Origin of the sequence: Gluconobacter cerinus (assembly GCF_025961355.1) — a bacterium.
GTDB lineage: Bacteria > Pseudomonadota > Alphaproteobacteria > Acetobacterales > Acetobacteraceae > Gluconobacter > Gluconobacter cerinus.
Genome location: NZ_JAOQNM010000001.1, coordinates 2,895,481 through 2,920,455 on the forward strand (window position 1 = coordinate 2,895,481; position 24,975 = coordinate 2,920,455).

Consider the following 24,975-nt stretch of genomic DNA (forward strand, 5'->3'; position numbering starts at 1 on the left):
TAGCGCCCTTTCGCTTATGATCTGCTCAGAAATTCATGGACGTAGAGACGTAGTACATACCGCCGAAATATCCGTAAGGAGAGAATGCAGCGTATTTGTACATGTTGAAGCTGGACGCGGTAGACGCTGCCTTTACACGGGTCGGGTATTTGTTGCCCACATTGTTGGCGCCGATCGTGACATTCCACCAAGGAACGATCTTGTAGCCGACCTCAAGATTCGTGATGATCGCCGGGTTCTGAACCGTCCACAGGTTGGTGGTCAGGCTTGGGGCAGCAATAAAGACGGAGGAGCCATAACGCAGTTCCTCAACCTTCGCAGACCACTTGCCTTTCGTCCAGTTGACGGTGAGATTTTCGCGGTTCTTGGGCGATGCATGGAGCAGTTCGGCCACAGCGTAAGAGTTAAAATAGGCAATATTATTAGCCTGCAACACAGCAGGCGTCTTGTTGTAGCTGCGGATTTCGTTATCGGAGAAGTTGATACCGATTCCAAAACGGAATGTTCCATACCACTGCGTGCGCCAGGTGTAATCCAGCGCCAGGTCGCCGCCCCAGGTGTTCGTGTTGACCGGGTTGGCATAGTAGGATGCGTAAGTCGCATTTCCGAGATTATTTGCGGCCAGAGTGCTCGCAACGTAAGAGCCACCAAGGGTCGGCGTACTGGCAAGCCTGTCGTTAATGGCAATGTAATACAGGTTGCCGGTCAGGTGCATGTTGGTGATCGGCGTCGCATCAACACCGATGCTGTAGCTGCGGGAGTACTCTCCCTTGAGAGGGCCGGCACCAAGAGAACGCGCTGCCGGGCTGTTATTTGGCAACGACAGTGTGGAGTATGTCGCGCTTGGTGAACTGTAGTAATAATAGGTCTGGCCAAGCGTGGGCGGACGGTAACCCGTATTGATATTAGCGCGGATTGCCCATTTCTTATTGAAATTATAGCGCGTTCCGATGGAGCCAGTCGTGACAACAGGATAGTTGTGATAGGCGACAGTTCGGCCGCCAAGAGTCCATTCCCATTTACGGGTCACAAAGAAGTCCAGATTGACGTGTCCATCATAGACATCGCGGGTGTATTTCCCGGCAACAGACGCCGGATTACCTGCATGGGTCGCTGCACCCGGCGTCGCTGTCATTCCTGCATCTGGCCCCGTCAGGATCGGTACTCCACCATCCCCGTAGGATTCATACTCACCCGCGCCAAGTGTGAATGTATCACGACGATATTCTGCTCCGAATTCCAGATTGACAGGTTTTGGTAGAAAATCGACATCGAAATTACGTGATGCCCGGAAGCCGGCAGTCAACTCGCTGGCTGTGGCTGAACCTGTATAGAATTTGGTCTTACTGGCGTCTCCGTAAGACGCATTGTCCGTATCACGCATGTCATACGACTGAAGGTCTTTACCGTAATTGACGTATGTGTCCCAGGAAAAGCCGAATGTATGACCTTTGAAGCCATTATCGACCTCAAAGTCATTTTCAGTCATGTCGTAATAGGGTTGCATTCCGTCTGGCCACAGCGACGTCACCGTCAGATCATCGGCTGCAGAGCGATAGGTCTGCCCCACGGAGACTTTTCGGTGCGCGTAAGTAGACGTCGAATACAGGTCAATATGTTCCGTCAACGGAACACTCATATTGGCTGATAACGTTTCCGCAGTGCGCTTTGAAAGCGAGTTCGATCGCTGAACATCACGGCTTCGATTGGAACGCGGATCTACGCTGCCATTAGGCAGCGCATAATAAAAATCGTTCGGAGCACGGCTTGGATTGATGTAATCGCCATTCCGCGAGGCCGGGAGCTGATGCATGACCTGGGCCGCCAGATCCAGATAACCACCCTGCTTTCCAAGGGCAAAAGCAAGATTGGCGGAACCGTCAATGTTCTGCCCGTCGCCCGCATAGAAGCCGCTGTTCTTGAAATTGATGGAGCCGCCGTGTGTTGCAGATTTCAGAACGATATTAACGGCACCCGCCATCGCATCCTGACCGTAAAGCGCCGTTGCGCCTTCCGTAATGATTTCCACATGATCGACCGCGCTGATGGGAATAAGAGCGATATCAGCCGGTTCAGATCCCCATTGCGGCCCAACAAGAGCGTTGAAGTTCGCACCAATATGCCGTCTGTGCCCGTTGACGAGGATCAGCGTCTGATCGGCAGAAAGGCCGCGAAGCTGCATGGTCTGCGTGAAGCCGTTATTGCCGCCGCCCGGCATTGGTGGAGATGTCACCGATGGAGAAAGCTGTGAGAGCGCCTGCATCAGGTTGCTCTGCCCCGTCGCTGCAAGCTGGGTCCCGCTGACTACGGTCACCTGCGTCGTGCTGTGAGCCGGAGTGGACGGCGAGAGAACCGATCGACCAACACGGCGCTCTACCTTAACGCTGATCTCTTCGCTTTTATGGTTTTCAATATCGTGAATCGCCGTTTTCTTCGGAGCCGCAACAGGCTTGGCAGCCTTGACTGCCTTTCCGGCATGCTTGGTCGTAGTCGTCGTCGTTGCTGAGACTGCTTCATTGGCAGAAAAACCGAACAGGCACAGTGTCGTACACAGCAGCAGTTTTTTCTCAGTCATATGAAAACGCTTTTTCATCGGCGGCTACTCCATCTCTACAGGCGACAACACCTGGAACCGGGCGGTAAACACAGCGGGGGATCTGCCGGCGCACTGCATCTGGAAAACCTTCCCAAATGCAGCTCCGTGGCGTGTGCCAACCAGCGATGGCTGAGGATCATGAAGTGGCGTTTCCTCAACCAGACCGGTGCCTCTCTATTATTGTTGCGTATTCGTAAAGGTGGCCGCCAATATTGTTTTCATCTCGACCCATTGTCACGAACTATGACTACAGGCTATCCACCGAGACTCTTGAAGCTGCACCTGTCAGGCGCTCAGGACGTAGCAGTTCCGCCAACTCCTCTGTGGGTAGCAGGTCCTCTTCCAGAAGAAGGTCGAGTATTTTTCTTTTTTCAACAGCAGCGCGCTTTGCAAGTCTGGAACACACCTCATATCCAAGCCGCGGAACAAGTGCAGTAATAATGCTCGCACTGCCTTCAACATTGGATCGGCAATGCTCCCGGTCAGCTTCAATGCCATCCACACAGCGCGTCGCCAAAACCGTCACAGCATTAGTGAGACAGTGCGTTGATGAGAGAAGGCAATGTGCAATCATGGGCTCAAATGGATTTAACTGAAGCTGACCACCTTCCGCGCACATGGTGACAGTCAGATCGTGTCCACACACCAGATAAGCCACCTGACTGACAGCCTCCGGAATAACCGGATTCACCTTTCCGGGCATAATCGAAGACCCAGCCTGCACAGCAGGAAGAGAGATTTCTCCCAGTCCCGCCCAAGGCCCACTGGATAGCAGCCGAAGATCTCCCGCTATTTTTGAAAGCTTCAGGGACAGCCGTTTCAGAGCACCTGATAGACTGACAAAAGCACCAACATCAGATGTTGCTTCCACTAGGTCTGGGGCTCGTTCGAACTCATAGCCTGTTAGCTGGCTTAATTCCTGCGTTGCGAACTGCCCAAACTCAGGGTGAGCAGTGATACCTGTCCCGATTGCCGTGCCACCCAAATTGATCGACAGCAACTGCCCGGACACATTTTTCAGATTGGCAATTTCGGACAGAACCGTGGTGCTGAACGCCCCAAATTCCTGGCCAAGCGTCATGGGCACAGCGTCTCGTAACTGGGTGCGTCCAAGCTTCAGGACATCCCTGAATTCGGCACTTTTGGCTTGCAGACTTTTTGCCAGATCCGTCAGTGCCACCAATAGCGGTTCCAGGCACAGAAGAGCCGCGACACGCAATCCGGTTGGATAGGAATCATTTGTGGACTGCATCATGTTCACATGATCGTTCGGATGCAGCACGGTGTAATCACCACGCTCTTTTCCAGACAGCTCCAGTCCTACATTTGCAATGACCTCGTTGACATTCATGTTGGTGGAGGTCCCCGCTCCACCCTGCATGACATCAACAACAAACTCTTCATAAAGAACGGGATTATCGAGAATTTCCTGAGAGGCCCTCTCGATCGCCTCTGCCCTCCATGGCGCCAAAACCCCGAGCCTGCTGTTCGTCCTGGCAGCGGCCTGTTTGACGAGAACCATTCCTTTAACAAGAAATGGATTGTCTCCAACAGGAATGCCACTGATCGGAAAATTCTCCTGTGCCCGCAAGGTATGCACCCCCCATCGGGCATTCTGTGGAATTTCCCGGGGGCCCAGAAGGTCTCTTTCCGTACGGAATACCCCGTTACCACCATCATGCGCCGGACGTTTCAGCCCGTTATTCACCGCATTATCCATGCCTGCTTTTCCGGTTACATCAGATATTGAAACGCCATGCAGACTCCGCATTTCGGAACTGGCAGGCACGGCTCGCGACAGGGGTTCTGAAAACATCACCCAGCCCATACCGTGCCGGAACCGTAATATCCTGAGCAAATATCGCGCTCATATCTTTATTGGATAGGGGCAAAGGATTTTCTTTGGTATCAAACCGTTCTGCAAAGCCTTTAGAAGAAGAATTCTGGTTTGTTTGACCATCCACCCATTGGAGTAAAAATGGATGCCCGGCTTCGCAGACAGACTGAACGGAATTTCCGTTTCCGCTTCAGCGGCAATGACTGACAAGGCTTCGGAACTACGGTCCCAGGGACTGAAAATTGTAGGACTTTCCTCCGGCGAGCCTGATTTTCCAACCCCGGATCATGTCATTGAAGCGGCTATTGAGGCTGCCCGAAGCGGGGATACCAAATATCCTCCCCAGAACGGCAAACCCGCGCTGAGAAAAGCGATCCAGCAGAAATTCCTGCGCGAGAACAACCTCCATTACGATCTCGACGAAATTCTCGTTGCCAACGGCGCCAAGCAGATCATCTTCAACGCCATGATGGCGACCTGCAATCCGGGCGACGAAGTCATTCTCCCAACGCCTTACTGGATCAGCTACGCTGACCTTGCCCGACTAGGAGGCGCGAAGGTCGTTCAGGTTCCCTGTCGCCCGGAAAACGGTTTTCGTCTGGCGCCGGAAGATCTGGAAGCCGCCATTACGCCGAAAACCAAGTGGCTGGCCCTTAATTTCCCCAACAACCCCACCGGAACATGCGCATCAAAGAAAGACCTGGAAAGCATTGCCCGCATCATGCTGAAGCACCCGCAGGTGTGGATCATGACAGACGACATCTACGAACATCTCGTTTATGACGACTTCAAATTCCACACTCTGGCAGAAGTCGAACCACGCCTGAAAGACCGTGTCCTGACGGTTAATGGTGTCTCGAAGAGTTATGCCATGACGGGCTGGCGTGTCGGTTATTGTGGCGGGCCACGAAACCTCGTAGCGGCCATGAACAACATGCAGGGTCAGGCCACCAGCGGAATCAATACTATCGCACAAGCTGCGGCCGTTGCCGCGCTGACAGGCCCTCAGGATTTCCTGAAAGACCGTGCTGCGGAATATCAGAAACGCCGTGACCTTGTGGTCGGACTTCTGAATGACATTCCGGACATTCAATGCCATACGCCTCAGGGCGCGTTTTATGTCTATCCGGATATTACGGACTGCATTGGCAAGCAGACGACCAGCGGCAGAACGATTGATACCGATACGGATTTTGTCATGGCACTGCTTGAAGAACAGCAGGTCGCAACCGTGCAAGGTACGGCTTATGGCCTCAGCCCGTTCTTCCGCATTTCCTATGCAACAGACACGGATACGCTCCGTGAGGGATGCCGCCGGATTGCAGAATTCGTTGCAAGCCTGAGCTAATCAAGGCCGCTTTAGCGAAAGGGAGGAAGCCTGAGCTTCCTCCCTTTTTTTATGCCTTGTTGAAGAGTGTCCTGATAGGTCCGCTGACCATGAACAGGGACGTCAGACCGGCCACAAGAAGAGCCACAGAACAGCCAAACCACGCGATATCAAAACTGCCCGTCCCTGCCACGATGTACCCCGTAACAATCGGTGCAAATAGCCCGGACAGATTACTGAAAGTCAGGGTCAGCCCCGTTACGGTGCCAATCTTGCTGCCATCATCCAGAAGATCTGCCAGGAGAGCGGTATTGGCGCCACTTCCCGCAATCATTCCTGCGAGACAGACCCCCATGACAACAAGCGTCAGAGACATCGAGTTCATGAAAGGAAGAAGGCCTACAGTTGCGCTCAATATCATGCAGGTACAGACGATGATACGACGGGCATGAATTTCCGTTCTGTGACGCAGAACCGAAGTCTCCAGAAAGCGTCCAAGAAGAATTGCGCCAAACGATGCGGAAACATAACAGACCGCACTTTTCGCACCGGACTGAAAAACATCCTGATGAAATTTGTGAATGAAATAGACCGGCAGCCATGACATCACGAGGAAATTGAAATAATTTCCGAGGCACTGCGTAATGACAATCGCGTAGAATGAACGGGATTTAAAAAGGGAAAAGAACTGTGCCCGGGTAATTGGGCCTTTCTTCTCGGCAACAGGCTTATAGGGCGAGTCCTTATAGAAAAGCCACCAGAATACAGCCCAGAGCAGCCCGATGACCCCGAGCGCTGCAAACTCGAACCGCCAGCCAAACCGTACAATCAGAAACGCCCCAGCCAGTGTACCAAGCGCCAGACCGATCTGCTGTCCGGTCAAAAGCGTTGTCAAAACTGATCCACGCTCCTTGGGAAGCGCCCAGGCACGCACGACACTGCTCCCAACACCAAAAGTTGGGGCTTCACCGATCCCGAGAAATACCCGCGACATAATGAACTGCCGGATGGTGGACACCGTCCCCCCATACACCATGGCAGACGACCATAACGCCACCGCAATCACACCCGTCAGGCGAGGCCCAATGGTATCAAGAAGAATGGACGATGGCAGATTCAGAATAAAATAGGACCACAGGAAACTCGAAGATATCCATCCGAGTTGTACCGAACCCAATCCGAATTCCTGCCCCAAAGCCGGCAACGCAATGGATAAGGCGGCACGATCCGCATAGCTGATCATGTACATGAAGAAAATGAATCCGAACATGACATAACGGTATGTGGTAGCCGACGTCTTCTGTGACGCCGTGTTGATACGGGAGAGTTTCATGGCTGGTGCGCCGTCCTCAACATCGGATCCTGCAACTCCAAATTCAGACATGCCCGCTCTCCTTTTCGGTCAGGGATTAGACGTCCCATCAGGACATTCGACATTCAAAAATCGCAGATTCTTGCGCATTTTCATCAGGCCGAAGGCGTCCTTTCCAGATTTTCGTTCGTAAGTTCACTGGCCTCGAGGGCCGCGTCCTGACTGCTGAAAGCCTCCGCACTGGAAGGCGTAACAACCTGTCTGGACTGCTTGTTTCGATCGACGCGCAACATCCACACACCCGAGCCAATAATCAGGCACCCACCGAGCAGAAGCGTCACACCCGGCAGCTCCCCAAAGCCAAGCCAGCCAATCAGGGCTGCCCAGAGCAGGCCGGTATAAGAGAAAGGCCCCACAGCCGAGACCTGAGCCGAGGCAAAGGCCTCCGTCTGAAGAATCTGGGCAATCCCCGCGAATGCCCCCACAGCAACAAGGCACAACAGATCCGTTATTCCGGGAGAAACCCAGACAAACGGCAGAGCAACAAGGGTTGCCACTGTCATGAGGATGGCCTGCCAGATCGCAATGGTCGTGCTGGATTCCGTGGCGGAAAGCTGCCGGATCTGCATGGCCGTCAGTGCTCCGACCGCCCCTTGCGCAATCGCCAACAGATACACCCAGTGAGGAATGACAATGCCCGAAACCATGGATGCTGGGTTCTTACCCAACGCAACAAACAGTACACCACAGAAACCAATGAGAACGGCAATACAGTGCGTCAGGGATGGTTTTTCATTCAGCAAAGGGATGGACAGCAAGACCAGAAACAGTGGCTGCGTGTAAGACAGGATCTGCTGTTCCGCCAGCGGCAGCCGGGTAACAGCAACCACCACCATGATCATTCCGGTCAGACCAACAGCCGAACGAATGACATGGCCACCAAAATGATTGGTTTTGAGGACCATCCCTTTTCTGCTGGCAATCAGCAGCACGAAGGGCAGAGAGAAAAAATTCCGGAAAAACGTGATTTCCACAGCAGGCAGGTGAACCCCGGTCAGCTTCTGAAGAGCATTGACCATGGCGCTGAACAGCGTAGCAGTCGCCAGCAGCATTGCGCCTCGTTTCAGATCATGCCGCACGGTTTGCCTGACTCCCGAATAACCTCCACGTCAAAACATGGTTCGTTATTTATCCGGAATATCTTCATCAAAAGACATCCCTTTTGCACTTTTTAAGAGTGTAAGATGATTATGAATGGTTCTCTCATAGGAATTTGTTTCCCAACCATAATGTTTCGTTATGGTTGGGCACGTCAGGGGTTCAAGACGTCAGGAAACTGCCTGCGAAAGCGTGGTACGCTCTCCCTGGTAGAGGCTTGCAACCCGCATGAGATCAGATAGATACAACGTGACTGCCGACATCGCAGCAATTCCTTCGGCATGATCACACTGCACAAATCTGATTCTGGATCCGACCGGCGCCTGACCGAGCCTCCAGAGATCAGCCTCTATGACGGACGCTATTCTGGGGTAGCCACCAGCCGTATTGGCATCAGCCATCTGCACAATCGGCTCACCTGACGGGGGAACCTGAACAATCCCCGGAACCACACCATAGGACCTCAGTTCGACAGCGCTTTCAGGCAGAACCTGATCTCCTTTCAGACGATAACCGGTGCGATTGCTCTGCGGCGAAATTTTCCAGTCCGTATTCCAGAAGCGATGACGTACATCTTCCGGAAACTGGAAATAATCTGTCGCCGGAATGGCCCTTAACCCGATAACATTTTTTGCCAGATTCAGTTGCTCAAGCCTCTGTCCTGGTGGCAAAGCGCCGCAGAGCGAGTGCCTCTCAGGCCCATCGCCGGTTTTCAAAACATCCCCAGGCACAAGGAAACGTCCTTCAAGACCACCAAAACCACCGCGTAGCTGTGTGCTGCGTGAACCAAGAATTGCAGGAACTTCAATCCCTCCCTGTACACAGAGATAAACGCGCGCCCCTACGGCAGGACGACCGATCGATAAGGTTTGCCCTGCCTCAACGTGCTTCAGCGTCCATGGAAGAAAAGGCTGGCCGGACAGATCGAGCTTCGCATCCGCCCCCGTAACAGCAACAAAACGCGCCTCATCGAACCTGACGACAAAAGGAAACGTCTGGATTTCCAGAGCTGCTGCGTCGTGTTGATTTCCCAGAAGGATATTCCCGGCCTGAAGCGCAACACCATCCATTGCCCCGGCGGTACCAACACCCAGTTCCCGGTATCCAAAACGCCCCAGATCCTGAACAGTATTCTGTGACTGTGTTTGAAGAACTGTAATCACAGATTAATACTTTCCGGATAGAACCTGATCCGATCGCCCATCGCAAACAAGGAGGGAGATTCTTGATTGGGATTAAATAACGATATTTCCGTAAAGCCGATCGAATTCCATCCATTAGGCCCGGTTAAAGCCGATATACCTGCCTGCCTGCCCCCGATGGTAACGGTTCCTGCCAGCATCTTTAAAGAGGGCACCGATTTTCGAGGCGTTGCGATCCTTGGATCCAGCCCATGAAGGTACCCAAAACCAGGAACACTTCCCAAAGCACAGACCGTATATTCGGCCCCGTGATGAATGGAAATAACGTCTTCCCTAGACAGGCATGCATGATCTGCGACATGAACCAGGTCTTCCCCGAGTTCACCACCATAACGGACGCCGATTTCAAACAGCTTTCCTTTGATATGGCGTTCCGGCAGCGTGTCCCAGGCTTTCAGAAGCCAGTCCGCTACGACTTTCGGGTTTTCAGGCGCCTGCGAGAAAACCAACATCAGATTAGTCACACCAACAATCACTTCAGCGACGTCCCGACATTCGCGGGATGCTTCTGTAAGCGCCCAGATGCGGCGCTGCTGTGCGAGTGTGAAGTCTCCAGGCGCCTCAAACAGCATGGCCCGAGTTCCCATCATGCTGATGCACGGGCCTATTTTTTGCTCCATAGACCCTTCACTTAGCTCTCCCGCCATGTTTCGCAGCATGAGATGTTCTCCAGCCTATCGATCCAGAGTTTTCACACGCTACATTTGGAAATTCTCGGATCAATCATTTGATTTAGTCTTCTTACTAAAAACACAGTTGCTATCTTTCATCGAAATCTTTTCTCGCAATTGTATTATCGTCAAAACTTATGAGCCATGGTTGACGAGCTCTAGTGGCTTCATTTCAAATGGCGAAAACCATGATTTGTTAATTTCCAAATAACATTATAATAATTCAGGTCTTCAAATGATTCCGTCATATGGAACTATGTAAGCGTGCCGCCTAAACCTGCAAGGTTATCCCTATTTTTTGTGGTTGTATTCCAATCTGACCAACCCGGAGGTACAGTGACCGACAGCGGTGATGGCATGGTCAACTACGCCTTCGCCCCGTAGCGAGACAGATTGAATATCCTGATGTTCTGTCATCGCTAAAACGTCTAGTTTAGTAGCACCTTCAAGAATTTGTGTAGGCTGCTTGAGTGGTCGCTTTGAATCTGTAGCGCCCTTTTGCGCCTTTATGTCGGTTATGAAGGAGAGGTTCAAGTTTCTGAAAAGATGATATTAGGTAATGGTTTCCTTATTAGTGGATATTTTCATTAATATTTCTAATAGATGCATATTAAATTGATTAATATAAAATTTTATATAGGAAAAACCGTTTTCTATTTCCTCTATTTAAGGCATATGTACACCGCAATGTAGGAAATATATTTGGAGGGAGGCGACTTATCGAAGGAAGATTTCTCTTGGTTACTTTATTTTTTTCAAAAAAAGAACGCAGTATCATAGATAAAGCTTTGTTTGACCCCGTACTCGAGAGCAAGCTCAGAGGTTGTGATCTTGTCAGCCTTCGTATTGGGGACATCGTTACCAAGGTCAGATTTGTCACCGTGCCATAGGCTTTTAGTAGAAAACCCGGTGACCTGTGTAGTTTGAGATGACGGGAACCACGCGCGAAATTGTGCTGGTGTGGCTGTAGTATCTCTGCAGTGGTCTGAATGAGTATGTTTTCTCCACCGATATTTCGAGTTCCCTAATATAATCAATTTATTTATGTTCGTTTATATATTTAAACCTGAAAACTAGACCTAACAATACAATCACCTATATATTAAAATTTAAAAAATAAAAACTTCACACTAATATGTGGGGAAATTCTTTAAATATTAAGAAATTTCTTGGAAAGAGAGCATGCCTCAAGATCGTCGTGCGTTTTTAAAGCTTTTGGGAACTGGGTTTGCCGCAACCGCTCTTCAAAGCAGTATTCGGAACGCAATGGCTTTGCCTGCTAACAACAGAACAGGATCTATCAAGGATGTGGACCACATTGTTATCCTGATGCAGGAAAACCGCTCTTTCGATCATTATTACGGTACGCTTTCGGGTGTTCGAGGCTTTGGAGATCCACGCACTGCGCGGCTACCTAACGGAAAACCGGTTTGGCGGCAGCCGCACGGCGATGGAGAGCTCCTTCCCTTCAGGCCCAAACAGGAAAATCTTGGGCTAAGCTTTATTGGAGATACCCCTCACGACTGGAACACAACACATCGTGCCTGGAATGAAGGACGATGGGATGACTGGATCGCGCATAAAACCACGACGACGATGATCCATTTCAATCGGACGGATATTCCCTTTCACTACGCACTCGCAGACGCTTTTACAATCTGCGATGCCTATTACTGTTCCGTCATGGGACCGACCTACCCTAATCGTAATTACATGTTCACCGGATGGACCGGAAATGACGGTAAAGGTCATGGGCCCCAACTTGAAACCGATGCCTTGGTCTGTGATTGGCCAACTTATCCGGAGCGGCTGGAAGCAGCAGGACTATCCTGGAAAATCTATCAGGATACTGGATCGGGGCTGACGGCGGAAAATGGCTGGGGAGATGACCGGGATCATTACATCGGCAATTCTGCCAACAACACTCTTCTTCGCTTTGTCAAATATCAGACCGCCCTTCCTCACGAGCCGCTCGCTCTGAAGGCTCGCACCGGAACTAATATTGCCGTTTCAGGGACCTTATTCGACGACCTGCAGAAGGATGTCACGGCCGGTACCCTGCCTCAGGTTTCCTGGCTGATGTGTCCCAATGCCTACGATGAGCATCCAAACTGGCCAGCCAACTATGGCGCCTGGTTCATCTCACGCGTCATCGACACTTTGACCTCCAATCCGGAAGTTTGGAGCCGGACGGCTCTGTTCCTGACTTACGATGAAAATGATGGCTTCTTCGATCATATTGTCCCTCCTGCCCCACCCGTAAGCCCGGCTCATGGTCAGTCTACAATTTCTGTTGACCATGAGATTTTTGCTGGCAGCGCAACTCACGACGCAGGACCTTATGGACTGGGCCCGCGAGTACCGATGCTGGTGATCTCGCCATGGAGCAAAGGAGGATGGGTCAATTCAGAAGTTTTCGATCATACGTCTCTCATCCGATTTATCGAGCGTCGTTTTGGTGACGAACATCCCGAACTGACTGAGACGCAGATTACACCTTGGCGCCGCGCGGTATGCGGAGACCTCACATCTGCTTTTGATTTTTCAAACCCGAACAGCTCTTTGTCATCACTTCCTCTCACAGCTTCATATGAGCCGCCAGATCGTGTCGTTCACACCAACTCGGTCGTGAAACTGCCGCTTGAACAAATCATGCCTCGTCAGGAAGCTGGCACACGACGGGCACGGGCGCTTCCCTATGATCTCCACGTCACGACATGGCTCCTCCCGTCGGAGCATCAGTTAAAATTGAAATTCCAAAATTCAGGCAGCGCAACAGCCGTTTTTCACGTCCGGGATCAATCAGGGATGACGCGCCCGAGGTTCTATACCGTTGAGCCGGGGAAAAGCCTTGAGGATCACTGGCCGATATCGAAACCTGGCCATTATGACATCGATATTCATGGCCCTAATGGTTTTTTTCGTCAGTTTTCAGGGCAAGTGACTGATCAAAAACAAGCCTTCAGGCTGACAAGCGTGTCCAAACCCGCATCACAACGTCTGCTTCTGATTTTCGCTGCCGCGTTGGCGGATTTCTCGGTGGAAGATGGGTATAGTCAGCGCAAGACATCGCATACCGTGAATGCCACTCCCGCCCAGATCGAAATTGACACAACAGAAGCGCATGGATGGTACGATCTAACCGTAAGAAGTAATGGGGCGCTCTGTCGTCTTTGCGGTCACATTGAAAATGGCCATCACAGCATAACTGATCCTGCGATTGGTTAACAGACCGTCTGAAATAGTCAAAACCCGAAAGCATACAGCTGCTTTCGGGCTCACAATTTTGCAACTAAATCATCGGGTAGTTAGAAGTCTGCCGCGAGCGTCACAACTGCGGTGAATGCTGAGCCAACCACGTAAGTTGGTGTTGAAGCACTGACAGTATTTCCAAAAATACCTTTCTGTTTCACAGCGGTCAGTCCAAATCCACTGATCGATGACAGATAATTCACGCCTCCCATATTGACGAGGTTGAGCATGACTTTCGGATGAACGCGCGTATTAAAGGACGGGAGAGTGCGGCCGAGATTCAGGTCCGCAGTCATATACCCAGGAATTTTCTGGTCGTTCATCAGAGTTGAATACTGTGCGCCCTGATAACGCAGGTTGAAGTTACCAAAATAGATGCCGTCGTCATATGTCAGGCCAATAGCACCGCTCCATTTTGGGGCACCAGGATCCTGCTTTCCCTTTGTGGGCAGATAATCTGTCCCGGCATCAACATTGTTGCCAATGCGGGTATGGAGAAACTGGCCAGAGGCATAAGCACTGATATGGTGCCATGGGCGTGTTCCGATTTCCCCTTGGAGTCCCCATGCCTCTTCACCGCCAGCGGCAATCTGCGTGCTGATAAGGACGCTGGTTCCTGGCAGGTAAGATGAGCTGCCGATCTGGTGATTGGTCAAGTTGTAGTGGAACCATGACGCAGAAACGTTGATGGGCCCATTATGTCTGTAACCTACCTCCTGTCCAATGAAGTACTCTGCACCAAGATTTTTTGACGGTGTGCTCGAAGGGGTTGCTGACGTCATTGAAAACTGTGGAACGTAAGGGCTCCAACCGGCCGGCAATCTGTAGGATGTCGTCGCATTCATGTAGACCTGATCGTTCTTGGTGATGTGGTAACTGGCAAGCAACTGAGGGGTAGGTTCAAAATAGTTCTTCCCAGCCTTGTAGGGATCAGCACCAGGAAGGTTCTGTGTGGCACTGACGGACGCCATGGAGGCCTTGAACCCGGCGTCTATAAGGAGCTTGTCTCCAAGCAGGCTAAGTTTGTCGTCCAGCCCGATTGCATTGACCTGTTGAACGGTATTTTCCTGATAACCCGTAATGGCCACACCGTTAACCGTCAGATATTTTTGGCTATAGCTCCAGTCTCCAGACGGAGACAACGCATATTGATGCTGGTATTCGGTATGGTTCCCGTATGAATACCAATAAAACAGTGAAAGTGTGTTATGCTTTGTCTTCCAGTCAAGATTGGTTGTGAAGCCGCTGGTATTTTGCTTCCAGGGATGCACGCTCTCGACGGTGACTTTACCGGATTGACCCTCATATCCGTCCAACGTCCCATACTGCTGGGTACCAAGATAACCTCCTGCAATGGGGATGGTTGATCCGTAGTTATTGGGGCCTCTCTGGAACGTCGTATAAGGCTCGATGTGGAGCGCAAGTTCGTCAGAAAGTTTGAAATCATTATGCATTGCGCCGAATACGACGTTGGTAAAGCGTTCGTTTATTTTATAATAATTAGTATCTCCCGCAGTATAGGTTCCAGTATAATTGAAGCTTGTTCCATACTGCTTCCACTGCGACAGGCTCGGGTTTCTGTAAATATTCTGATGTGAGCGTGTGTAGCCAAAAACGATGTCTGTGCTGCTTCCCGGGGCCCACCGCTTCTCAACGTTGGCATCCACATGATAGCGCTCGATCTTGCCCGGCCCCCTCCATACGTTAGCAGCTGAGTGAGAGAAGGACGCAAATGCGCGGACGTCACTGTGCCCGATTTCACCTGTATTCAAGCGGAGAAACTGCTTTTGCAAGCTGTGTGTTCCGCCTGACAGGTCAATATATCCTCCGAATTTATCGGTTGGACGAATTTCCTGCATCGAAACTATTGCTCCGTCCGCATTGTAGAGCGGAGCAGTGAGGTCAACCGATCCTTGCGTGACCTTGACTGAAGCAAGGTTCTCGTTGTCGACCATGGATGTCGCCCACGGCGCATAGCTGAAGGCATCTGAAACAGGTACACCTTCGAACAGAAACCCGATCTGAGACTGGTCAAGGCCCCGGATATGCATGGTTTCAGTCTCAGTATTAATAGGGCCTTCGTTCCCAGCCTGAACGCCTGGCAGACTGGCAATTAGCTGCGTGGGAGAGAGAGTGGGGACCTGTTTGGAAATATAGGCACGTGACACCTCACTGACCGAAACAGGCGCGCTTTGCCTGACCAGAAGGCCCCCTCCCACATTATGCTGCTGAGCATGTACATTGAATTCTTCGGCCTTGGACCGCGATTCAATCTGATGTGTGGGGACACGTCGGCTGGATGGTGTCTCCGCTTTTGGGTGGGGTGCCACTTTATGATGCGAAAGAATTTTTGTTGGGGCCCCGGCAAACGCGTCCCCATCAATAACGGTGAGACCACAGGTCACCATGATGCAGGAGGAAAGAAGCCGCCGTCGGAAGAGGCTATGGGAGGCCTTTGAACGTTTAGTGGTCATCGTTATCCTGGAGAGATCACTGTCTCAGAGAGCGAGCGTCGTGGGCGCCCACGACATCGTTCGTAATGAACGGGCCATCTTTTACGGGAGGCGTAAATCTCTGTGTGTGATGCTTTTATGATGCTTTTATGATGCTTTGTTGAAATCCACCTTCTGTCTCACAGAGTGGGTTTCAATAAGTTCAGTTGCCTCGTAGGGTTTCTGAATCATGGTAAATTAACGTGTTCTGCTGTCGGAGATGCCCGCTTTGAAACGATATCTTCTTCAAGCAGGCAAACCTGCTTTGGCTTTATTCGGCATTTTGATTGCTCTGCTTTTTTGTGCCCTTTTGGGTATCTACCTGACAGTCACTCCACCTGTGCAGCCAGCTCTTGATCACGACAGTAAAATTCAGGCGCTGCAGGACGCAATATTCCCTCGCCTTACGGGTATCATGACGAATTCGGCATGGGAAAAAGAAGTATTTTATTCTCCAGATATTGTCGCGTTATTTCATGAGCGCCATCAAAGATTGAGAGATAACTTAAACTGTACGCCACATCCCGTTTGCGTGGTCCAATCATGGGAAATTACCCAACACGAGCGAGAAGTTTTTGGGGCGATTTTGCAAAGAATCCCCAAGCATTCCCAGTTGCAATATGATGAAATGCAGTGGAACCGGGACGCAGACGCCATCAATTACATTCTGTCGGTGTATGGTGAAGGGCGTGCCCCTCGGTATCCAAAAATAGACGCCGCCTCTGTGGACGTAACAGCAAAAGATTTTTCTAATCTTATTATGGGAATACAAACCAAAATTTTAAGTGACCAATCTCAGTACCAAGGTCTCGCTTACCCATTTTTTAAAGAAGCTCTAGTGAATGCCGTCTTTCTTTTAGACGCAAATGATAGAATGGACGCCGTTCGCTTCTCTGGTTTGTGGAACACCTGGAATGCGCCATCTTTGGTTTTTGCACGCCATTTGAACTGGAAAAGCTACCCATACACAGCCATTATTGTCCCCGGCGAAGGCCCCGAAGATCCACATACGCAACTCTCGGCGTTAGGAAAATTTCGCCTCACGCTGGCGGTTGAGAGCTTTAATCGACAGCTGGCTCCTTTCATAATTGTCTCTGGTGGGGCAGTGCATCCCGCCCATACGAATTTCGTGGAAGCGGATGAAATGAGACGTTTTCTGATTGAGCGTTTTCATATTCCCGAAAGAAGCATTGTTACTGAGCCTTATGCGCGTCACACAACAACGAACCTACGCAACGTTTCGCGGTACCTGCAAATTCTTGGAGCCCCAGAGAATAAACCCGCACTGATCGTGACGGATCCGAGTCAAAGTGATTATATTTCAAGCACAGTTTTCTTTAGCCGCAATATGACTGAGCTGAAGTGTGAGCCAGGAGAGATCGGTCAAAGGCTTTCACCGTTTGCGACGATTTTTATTTCTAACAGAGGGTGTAATAAAATAGATCCTCAGGATCCATTGGATCCGTAATGAATAATAATTCTTAATATTTTGAAAATATATATCGAGAGCGCGATTATTGGGTGTTAATAATATCCATAGAGGATTATGACCCAGTCACGAAATTTTCTACTTATGCCGCTTTCTAACCAAATCGGAAATAAAAATTTTCATCAAGACAAGTCCGAAAATTATAAGGATCGCACTAAGCGCTCCACTTAGAATAACAACCCCCACCAGAAATGTTCCCATCGCGCCTATTGCTGTCCGAACAGTGTAAGCCGTCCCCACGGGTAGAGATTTCATAACCACTGAAAGAAGTCCGAAGCTAAGCAGCATACCCACGGGCGTGATGATAGAAGGCTAAAGCTGTGAGAGTCCTCCTGACTGTTTCATGGCTGGTGCTCAGATTATTTCAAAGAGACTTACGATAATGAGAATAATCCATTTCATCGAAATTTCATAGCATTCAAGAGTTTTCAGATGGTTTTCCTTAGCAAACGTGTTGCTAAGGAAAAACTTCACGCATCCTATAGCAAGATCCAAAGTCTTAATTTCGTAAAAATGGGCAACAGGAAAAATTGTGTTATTCAGCTCTTCAAAACCTTAGAAAATTGGTCAGGGGCCCCCCTTCTGCAAAGGGAAAATGGCGATGTGGCGGTTGTGTTGTCCAAGCTTTTCTTAGCTGAAGATCTGCGTCAAAATATATATATATATATGGGTTGCCTCAAAGTAAGCGCTGCGAGTAAAACGCTTTTGCGGCGGTTGCAAATGGGCCGCCTCGTGTCAATGAATTCAAGCTATGCTCTGTTGAGATAATTTTTCAACAAAGAAATTTCTCTGATATCATTAGGAATTCTTAGCAGAAACTTGGCAGGGCAAAGGCAATCGTGCTCAAGATAACGTTTAAATTGGTCTCGTAACATTATGAGATTATACAGTTATATTTTAATGGCTGCACGGCAAGGGAATGATAAACGTCGTCAGACTTTTGCGGGAAGCATTCTGAATATTGAAGTGGGGTCGCGAAAGTATCTTTAATTTCTGCCTATGTCAGTCTGGCTTTCTAGGCATTAGTGATCCGTATCAGTATCGCGCGTCAAGCGTCGCTGATTTCCTTTATTGCGATAGCTGTAATCCAATTCTGCCCGCTCATAGAAAAGCAACGTCGATACCGATATTCTACTCCGGCGAGCCGTCTCGCCTATGGATAGAATTGCCTGGCAGCTTTGTAGAGCGCGATTTTAATCTGGTGACTTCAACTATGACTGAGGTAATAAAATCTATCTCTGGCAATACCAATATCGCAAATATGCCCTGAGAATTATACGTAATAAAAACAGGCCTAAATTAACTTGATGCTAGTCACTTCGAGGATGCTCATCAGAAATGTCAACGCGAAGTGATAGGGTCGGTACAGATGCTACCGCCCTCTCTCAGTTGCAGCGCATCATTGTCAGGTTTGGGTGCAAACTGTAGGCGAACCCATGGTGCTTCTTTCAGAATAGCCGTCACCAGAGGGGCTGAAACAATATTCAGAAAGCCTTCATTAGCGCGCAGAACGAATGTCCGATCCGGCGTTTGCAAATCCAGCTCCCGATGCTGCGGCCGCAGGACGGCCCGCACGTCACGGGTCCGGGTATGAACGTGCTCACGAATATCCGTCGCATACGGTGTCGGTACGAGATATCGCCCTGCCCACACCAATAATGGATCATCGGTGACCGAGCGTAGCCGCGTCAGCGTGCGACTTATGGCGGATGGACTGAGCCCAAGCCGGCGCGTCGCCTCGGTTACGCTGGCCTCTTAAAGCAGCACATCCAACGCCCTAAAAAGATTTTCCCCATGCCCTGAGCTTATAGACGATGATCGGTCGCAGATAGCGTCGGATTCAATGATACATTGATTTTTATGCGTCTGGCGCCTGCTCTGGTTCCATCCCTGTTTTCTCTGACGTGAAAACAGGTCTGTCCGTCGTGACGGGAGTCGGCGGAAAGGAATTATTCCGTGAAGCTGATCGGCATCGAAGATGCATTTCCTAACGCCTGAGATAAGGGACGCCTAGTTCGCCATCGGTTTAGAAGCGACTGATCCGAGCGTAGTGTTCCTCGGTGGGTCGCTTGAGAAGAAGTCAACCAATCTCGCAGAAGAACGACTGGCCCTCATGGATGAAACAGGGCTGGACGTGCAGGTGCTGTCGCTCACTACTCCATCACTGCACGATCTTGGACCCGACAGTGTCGAACTAGCACGTTGTGCGAACGATGCCGTGGCAGCAGAAGCGGTTGCCCATCATCCCGACCGCTTTCAGGCGCTCGCGACGCTGCCCGTGGGGATCCCCGACAAAGCAGCGCTGGAACTCGAGCGCTGTGTCAGAACGCTCGGCTCAAGGCCAGGATGCTATGCGGGCATGTAGGCCACCGGAACCTGGACCATACTGACCTGCTTCCGATCTTCCAAAGTGCTGCGGCGCTGAAGGCCGCCATCCTGCTTCACCCCCGAGCGCCAGAGAAGACAGTCCGAAACGCCTACTACTCCGGGTTCAGCCCCCTAGTGGATGCAGCGTTTTCCTGTTTTATGCCGACGTATTGCCAACATGGATCGCGTTTCTGAGCTAAACCATTCCATGGCGACGTATTGCCGGCGCAACCTGTATGTCACGGCAAGCGGGATGTTCATGCTGCACTATCTGGAGCAGGCGGCTCCGGTGGTCGGTCGGGACAGACTGCTGTTTTCCACCGACTATCCGTACCAATACCGCTCCGGCGGCGATGCACGACGCTTTCTCGAAAACTGCGGTCTGGATTAGGCCGATAGGCAGGCATTTGCGCATGAAAACTGGGAGCAGCTGACAGGAAATCTGCCTCATACATTCTAAATACCTGACGCGTCAGCCTTCCGACGCTCTACGCCTTCTGAAGCCGGGCGCCCCAGTCCCGCATACTGACAAGCACAGGCTCTAAAGATCGTCCAAGCTCAGTCAATTCGTATTCAACTTTCGGTGGCACCTCTGGATAAACGATGCGATTGACGACACCGTCTGCCTCAAGCTCTCGTAATTGCAGTGTGATCATCCGGGCCGTTGCCGAAGGCACCAAACGGCAAAGCGCATTAAAGCGCAGTTTACCTTCCAGCAAATGAAACAGCAGGACCGGCTTCCAGATGCCGCCGATAACGGAGAGCGTTGCTTCCACAGCACAGCCCGTGCGGCCAGCCTGTCGGCGACGGCCTCTACGGGGGACACTATCCTTCATGATAGTACATGTTCATTTTGTACGTACTCCTGCCCATGACCAGATAAGATTATATGTTGTCAGGGAAAAGGAGAATCTCCATGCGACACTACATCCTGACAGGACACGATCTCCCGAAACTTCAGCTTGTCCAGAGTGAAGATCCTAGCCCGGGCTATGGCGAAATCGTGGTTGATCTTCGGGCGGCATCCCTGAACTATCGTGATCTTCTCATAGCACAGCGCTTTAGCGATCTGGTTCCGATGTCGGATGGCGCCGGGGTGGTTTCAGCCCTTGGCGACGGTGTCGAGGGATATGCGACTGGCGACCGTGTCGTGATTGCTTTCATGCCGAAATGGCTGGATGGAGACTTCACCGAAGCTAAAAGGGCTAGCCTTGGAGGCCCGGGCTCTGATGGGGTTCTGACCGAACGGATCGTGGTGTCCGCAACTGGCGTCGTTCGTATTCCTGACCCCATGACTTTCGAGGCTGCTGCCACCCTTCCGTGCGCAGGGGTTACGGCATGGTCCGCCCTGTTCGAGCGACGCCCCGTCCAGCCGGGGGAGACCGTGCTCCTTCTCGGTACTGGCGGTGTGTCGATCTTTGCTCTGCAACTCGCCAAGATGGCAGGCGCACGCGTGATCATGACGTCCAGTTCGAATGAGAAGTTAGAACGCGCCCGGGCCCTGGGTGCCGATCACCTGATCAACTATCGCAGCGTGCCGGACTGGGAGAATGAAGTTCTGCGCCTGACGAATGGAATAGGTGCTGATCTGGCTGTTGACGTCGCAGGTCCGGCAACCCTGAACAAAACGTTGAAAGCGACCCGCCTCGGCGGCCGGATCTCGCTTATGGGCGTGCTGACTGGTTTCGAGGGGCCGGTTGATACGGGGGTTCTCCTTGAAAAGCGGATCACGCTTCAGGGCATTTATGTGGGTCCTGTCGCGACCTTACGAGCCTTGGTCAAAACGAACATTGCCCCGCAGATTGATCGCATCTTTCCGTTTGAAGACGCAGAAGCGGCTTATGACGCTTTGCAAGCCGCAGGTCACTTTGGTAAACTGGTAATACGGATCGGAGAATAAAGGTCTGATTGAAAATAACGTAGAAACGAGCTAGTAAAATCGTAGCTTAAATTTAGATTATAGGGCGAAGTATTCGATACCTGTATTATTATTTTTCAAATGTAGCAGGCCGTCGAAACGCTTAGATCGCTCTTTATGTAGCCCTGGAAATCTGTCCCTTCTTCCGCATCACGCGGAGGAAGGGACACTGGTCCGAACCCGGAGTGCAATCAGCAAAGCTGAGAATAGAAGAATTGCACTAGCGGCCCCAAACACACCGACTACACCGCCGATACTGAACATTAGACCACCCACAGCAGCCCCAGCCGCGATGGCGGACTGTACGGAGACGACGACCATGCCACCGGCGCTTTCAGCCTGATCTGGCACCGCATGTGCGACCCAGTTCGACCATGCCACGGGAACGCCACCAAAGGCCATTCCCCACAAGATTACTAGCAGCACTTGCCCGGTTATCCCCGTAGGTAACAGGATCAGACCCAAGCTTGCGGCCCCAATCAGAACTGGCATGACGACGAGCGTAGCGCGTAGGCTACGTTCAAGTATCCATCCGGCAGCCAGTGTTCCAACGAAATTTGCGATGCCAAAAGCCAATAATACCAGCGCCAGACCTCTGACATTGATCACCATAACGCTTTCGAGCACGGGACGGATATAGGTGAACAGGGCATACTGACCCGTATGGACAAGGGTGCAGCATAGCATTCCCATGCCAATCCCGGGCCGGCGCAGGACATCCAAAATAGTTCCCAAACGGGCCGGACTATGAGGTCTTAGAGGTGGAAGTGTGAAAAACTGAAAAGCCAGAGTAAGAAATCCAAGTGCGGCAGCGGCAAAAAAGGCTGCTCGCCACCCATACAGACCGCCCAGATAACTTCCCAGCGGTACGGCCACGACAGTCGCCACAGAAATGCCGCTGAAAATGATCGAGAGAGCCCGCGGCAAGAGCGCTGCGGGAACAAGACGCATGGCAACAGCTGCTGCCATGCTCCAGAAGCCCCCCAGCGCAATGCCTAGTAGAACCCGCATGAAGAGAAGTATAACAAGGCTGGATGAGAGAGCTGCCAACAGGTTGGATGCGATCATCAGCAGACTGAAGGCGAGAAGCACAATACGGCGATCAATGTGCCGGGTAAGAGTGGCCGTCAGCAGCCCAGAAAACATGGCGATCACTGCCGTTACGGTGACCGCCTGTCCGGCTAACGCTTCTGAGACGCCTAATCCCGTCGCCATGGGTGTCAAAAGGCTTGCAGGTAGATACTCCGCAGTCAGAAGTCCGAAAACTCCCATGGCCAGCGAGAAGACCGCCGTCCATTCGGGAGATTTGGGCTCTTTGTCGTCTATCCTGCCGATGTCAGTAATGCCTGGGTCAAGATATGCATCACTCATAAAAAAACCGTCCTAAGAATTGCTGTTATAGCGCAGGCTAGGCAGATCATTCAGGACGATCTATGACTATAAATCCGTATTTTTTGATTATAACGCCGGGACATTTCATCATTGTACCAGACCGCTCCGTCCTCTGACCTCATGAGCGAACTGCTCCTAGGAATGCGTTTGCGCGGAATTCAATATCGTCGCATCCATGCGGCTTCTTCTTTTGGATTCGCTTTCAAAAACAAACCCGGCTGCGCCTATTTCCATTTCCTTGCGACCGGCACGGCAAAACTACTCACTGAAGATGGTGGCCTTCAGATAATCTCGGCAGGAAATGCAGTATTTCTGCCGCAAGGCAGTGCCCATCAAATCGTCTCAGACCCGACGGCTTTAGTTCAGGATATCGAACATTGCGATGTCATTCCACTCAGCGAGACCGTTTGTGCGCTGGAGGCTTGCGCTAACGGCGCCGCCCGCACAATTTTCTTTAGCGGCTGTATGGAGTTCGATCTGGGCGGGCTGCAGGGACTTGTCCCCCTGATGCCAGAGCTCATGATGATTGATGCTACGAGCCAACGTTATCTTGAACTCATGCCAATCTTAACGGCCATGGAACAGGAAGCCAGCACAGGCCGTGTGGGAGATGCGGGCATTCTTGCCCGTCTGGCGGATGTCGTAATGGCAGTTATTGTCCGAGGCTGGGTCGAATGCGGCTGCGGCAACAGCTCCGCCTTCGTAACGGCTCTTCGAGAACCGAGATTGTCACGGGCCATTCTAGCCCTGCATCGCCAGCCTGGACGTGACTGGACCGTAGCGGAACTGGCAATTGAAAGTGGTCTTTCACGCTCCGTGTTTGCAAAGCGATTTCAGGAAACGATTGGCGTCTCGCCCTTGCGGTACGCAGGAGAACTGCGAATGCGTATTGCCCGAACCTGGCTCTCTTACGATAGGATGTCCATTGAGAGAGTCGCCGATCGCCTCGGCTATACGTCACAGGCCGCCTTCAGTCGCGCATACAAGCGGATCACAGGGATGTCACCCGGCTACAGTCGTCGCACACCGGGAAACTAGCTTCCGCTTACACGGGTAATTTTTCGTAGTTTTCTTGTTAAAAGTACAAAGGCCCTGCTCCGCGCGTGACCAGAAAGTATTAGCGCGATCAGCCGCTGTTCACCCCGATTAGTGGCTAGCCAGAAATATAACGTGTTTGGCAGAATTTCCGGGACTTCCACACCAAGCACCGCTCGTGTTCATGTCCCCATTTTTCGTCAAGTGATTTAGGAAAGCCGGGCGGCAGATTTTCGTGCCTGAGCGTCATACTGAGCAAGGAGCGGCTTAATCCGGTCTTGGTAGCGCACCAAAATCTCTGGTGGCGCAGTTTCTGGCCTACCCCCAGTAAATGGGGGCGCAGGGTCATATTCGAGCCCAAGCTGGAGCGTTCTGGCCACCTCCTCACCGGCAATTTCAGCCAGTACAGTCAGGGCAAAATCGATACCGGCTGTTACTCCGCCGCCAGTGAATACGGACCCGTCTCGCACCACGCGTCCTTCGTCCGGGATAGCGCCGAACAAGGGTAACAGATGACGCCATGCCCAATGACAGGCCGCTCGCTTCCCTTTTAGTAACCCCGCCGCACCAAGAATGAGCGAACCCGTGCAAACCGACGTCACATAGCGTGCACCGTCACCGAGGCGCTGGATTTCAGTAATAAATTCTGCATCGAGCGCCATATCAAGCGCATTGACGCCGCCCGGAACACATAACAGATCGCATTGAGCCACGTCGGCCAGTCGATATGTGTCTGCAAAAACGAGCCCCTCGCTGGGAACTGCTTCGCCGCTGGGGCTGGCAACCAACGTCTCGCTATCGGGAACGCGAGAGAGAAACTGATGTGGCCCTGTAAAGTCCAGCTGTGTCATGCCCGGATACACGGCGAAAAGGATACTGAAGGGCGAGCGGCTCATGGTGAAATTCCTTAACGAACAAACATACCTT

Annotated in this window: 19 protein-coding genes and 1 pseudogene; 8 read left to right on the forward strand and 12 right to left on the reverse strand. The window is 51.5% G+C overall.

Annotation, left to right across the window (positions count from 1 at the left end; genetic code table 11):
- Positions 1 to 25: 25 nt before the first annotated feature.
- Positions 26 to 2,593 carry a TonB-dependent receptor plug domain-containing protein gene (locus tag M2305_RS13615; RefSeq protein WP_264649654.1) on the reverse strand — a complete coding sequence of 856 codons (2,568 nt, stop codon included), beginning with the start codon at positions 2,591 to 2,593 and terminating at the stop codon, positions 26 to 28.
- Between the two features lie 250 nt (positions 2,594 to 2,843).
- Entirely contained in the window at positions 2,844 to 4,316 is a 1,473-nt protein-coding gene (locus M2305_RS13620) for an aspartate ammonia-lyase (protein WP_264649655.1), read from the reverse strand.
- A gap of 262 nt (positions 4,317 to 4,578) precedes the next feature.
- On the opposite strand from M2305_RS13620, the gene M2305_RS13625 reads away from it, so the two are divergent.
- Entirely contained in the window at positions 4,579 to 5,781 is a 1,203-nt protein-coding gene (locus tag M2305_RS13625) for a pyridoxal phosphate-dependent aminotransferase (RefSeq protein WP_264649656.1), read from the forward strand.
- Between the two features lie 49 nt (positions 5,782 to 5,830).
- Here M2305_RS13625 and M2305_RS13630 read toward each other — a convergent pair whose 3' ends face one another.
- From M2305_RS13630 to pxpB, 4 genes are all read right to left on the reverse strand, one after another.
- On the reverse strand, positions 5,831 to 7,093 hold the full coding sequence (locus M2305_RS13630; protein ID WP_264649977.1) for an MFS transporter: 1,263 nt from the start codon (positions 7,091 to 7,093) through the stop codon (positions 5,831 to 5,833).
- Between the two features lie 134 nt (positions 7,094 to 7,227).
- Positions 7,228 to 8,211, reverse strand: a complete 984-nt coding sequence (locus tag M2305_RS13635; RefSeq protein ID WP_264649657.1) for a DMT family transporter — start codon at positions 8,209 to 8,211, stop codon at positions 7,228 to 7,230.
- 189 nt (positions 8,212 to 8,400) lie between these two features.
- Positions 8,401 to 9,393, reverse strand: a complete 993-nt coding sequence (locus M2305_RS13640; protein ID WP_264649658.1) for a 5-oxoprolinase subunit C family protein — start codon at positions 9,391 to 9,393, stop codon at positions 8,401 to 8,403.
- Positions 9,390 to 10,091: a 5-oxoprolinase subunit PxpB gene (gene pxpB / locus M2305_RS13645; protein ID WP_264649659.1), complete on the reverse strand. Its 702-nt coding sequence runs from the start codon at positions 10,089 to 10,091 to the stop codon at positions 9,390 to 9,392. Before pxpB ends, M2305_RS13640 begins: the two co-directional genes overlap by 4 nt.
- Positions 10,092 to 11,285: 1,194 nt before the next feature.
- Between pxpB and M2305_RS13650 the strand changes: the two genes are divergently transcribed.
- Positions 11,286 to 13,331, forward strand: coding sequence for a phosphocholine-specific phospholipase C (locus tag M2305_RS13650; protein WP_264649660.1), 2,046 nt, complete (start codon positions 11,286 to 11,288; stop codon positions 13,329 to 13,331).
- Between the two features lie 80 nt (positions 13,332 to 13,411).
- Here M2305_RS13650 and M2305_RS13655 read toward each other — a convergent pair whose 3' ends face one another.
- The gene (locus M2305_RS13655; RefSeq protein ID WP_264649661.1) at positions 13,412 to 15,829 is read right to left on the reverse strand and encodes a TonB-dependent receptor; all 2,418 of its coding nucleotides are present in this window, start codon (positions 15,827 to 15,829) and stop codon (positions 13,412 to 13,414) included.
- A gap of 247 nt (positions 15,830 to 16,076) precedes the next feature.
- Between M2305_RS13655 and M2305_RS13660 the strand changes: the two genes are divergently transcribed.
- Positions 16,077 to 17,315, forward strand: a complete 1,239-nt coding sequence (locus M2305_RS13660) for a YdcF family protein (protein ID WP_264649662.1) — start codon at positions 16,077 to 16,079, stop codon at positions 17,313 to 17,315.
- Positions 17,316 to 17,414: 99 nt separating this feature from the next.
- Here the strand turns inward: M2305_RS13660 and M2305_RS13665 are convergent, their stop codons facing one another.
- A complete protein-coding gene (locus tag M2305_RS13665) occupies positions 17,415 to 17,642 on the reverse strand; it encodes a DMT family transporter (RefSeq protein WP_338085679.1) in 228 nt (75 codons plus the stop codon).
- Between the two features lie 126 nt (positions 17,643 to 17,768).
- On the opposite strand from M2305_RS13665, the gene M2305_RS13670 reads away from it, so the two are divergent.
- Positions 17,769 to 18,104 carry a hypothetical protein gene (locus M2305_RS13670; RefSeq protein ID WP_264649664.1) on the forward strand — a complete coding sequence of 112 codons (336 nt, stop codon included), beginning with the start codon at positions 17,769 to 17,771 and terminating at the stop codon, positions 18,102 to 18,104.
- A 573-nt stretch (positions 18,105 to 18,677) separates the two neighbouring features.
- Here M2305_RS13670 and M2305_RS13675 read toward each other — a convergent pair.
- Positions 18,678 to 19,076, reverse strand: a pseudogene (locus M2305_RS13675) (LysR family transcriptional regulator); the annotation flags it as partial.
- Positions 19,077 to 19,386: 310 nt separating this feature from the next.
- On the opposite strand from M2305_RS13675, the gene M2305_RS13680 reads away from it, so the two are divergent.
- On the forward strand, positions 19,387 to 19,701 hold the full coding sequence (locus M2305_RS13680) for an amidohydrolase family protein (protein WP_264649665.1): 315 nt from the start codon (positions 19,387 to 19,389) through the stop codon (positions 19,699 to 19,701).
- Between the two features lie 210 nt (positions 19,702 to 19,911).
- Positions 19,912 to 20,094: an amidohydrolase gene (locus tag M2305_RS13685; RefSeq protein ID WP_249196717.1), complete on the forward strand. Its 183-nt coding sequence runs from the start codon at positions 19,912 to 19,914 to the stop codon at positions 20,092 to 20,094.
- Between the two features lie 97 nt (positions 20,095 to 20,191).
- On the opposite strand, the gene M2305_RS13690 is transcribed toward M2305_RS13685, so the two are convergent.
- The gene (locus M2305_RS13690) at positions 20,192 to 20,539 is read right to left on the reverse strand and encodes a winged helix-turn-helix transcriptional regulator (RefSeq protein ID WP_264649666.1); all 348 of its coding nucleotides are present in this window, start codon (positions 20,537 to 20,539) and stop codon (positions 20,192 to 20,194) included.
- A gap of 80 nt (positions 20,540 to 20,619) precedes the next feature.
- Between M2305_RS13690 and M2305_RS13695 the strand changes: the two genes are divergently transcribed.
- Positions 20,620 to 21,603: a zinc-dependent alcohol dehydrogenase family protein gene (locus M2305_RS13695; protein ID WP_264649667.1), complete on the forward strand. Its 984-nt coding sequence runs from the start codon at positions 20,620 to 20,622 to the stop codon at positions 21,601 to 21,603.
- A 168-nt stretch (positions 21,604 to 21,771) separates the two neighbouring features.
- Here the strand turns inward: M2305_RS13695 and M2305_RS13700 are convergent, their stop codons facing one another.
- A complete protein-coding gene (locus M2305_RS13700) occupies positions 21,772 to 22,992 on the reverse strand; it encodes an MFS transporter (protein WP_264649668.1) in 1,221 nt (406 codons plus the stop codon).
- Between the two features lie 141 nt (positions 22,993 to 23,133).
- On the opposite strand from M2305_RS13700, the gene M2305_RS13705 reads away from it, so the two are divergent.
- Entirely contained in the window at positions 23,134 to 24,051 is a 918-nt protein-coding gene (locus M2305_RS13705; protein ID WP_264649669.1) for an AraC family transcriptional regulator, read from the forward strand.
- A 206-nt stretch (positions 24,052 to 24,257) separates the two neighbouring features.
- Here the strand turns inward: M2305_RS13705 and M2305_RS13710 are convergent, their stop codons facing one another.
- Positions 24,258 to 24,944, reverse strand: a complete 687-nt coding sequence (locus M2305_RS13710) for a DJ-1/PfpI family protein (RefSeq protein ID WP_264649670.1) — start codon at positions 24,942 to 24,944, stop codon at positions 24,258 to 24,260.
- Positions 24,945 to 24,975 lie beyond the last annotated feature (31 nt).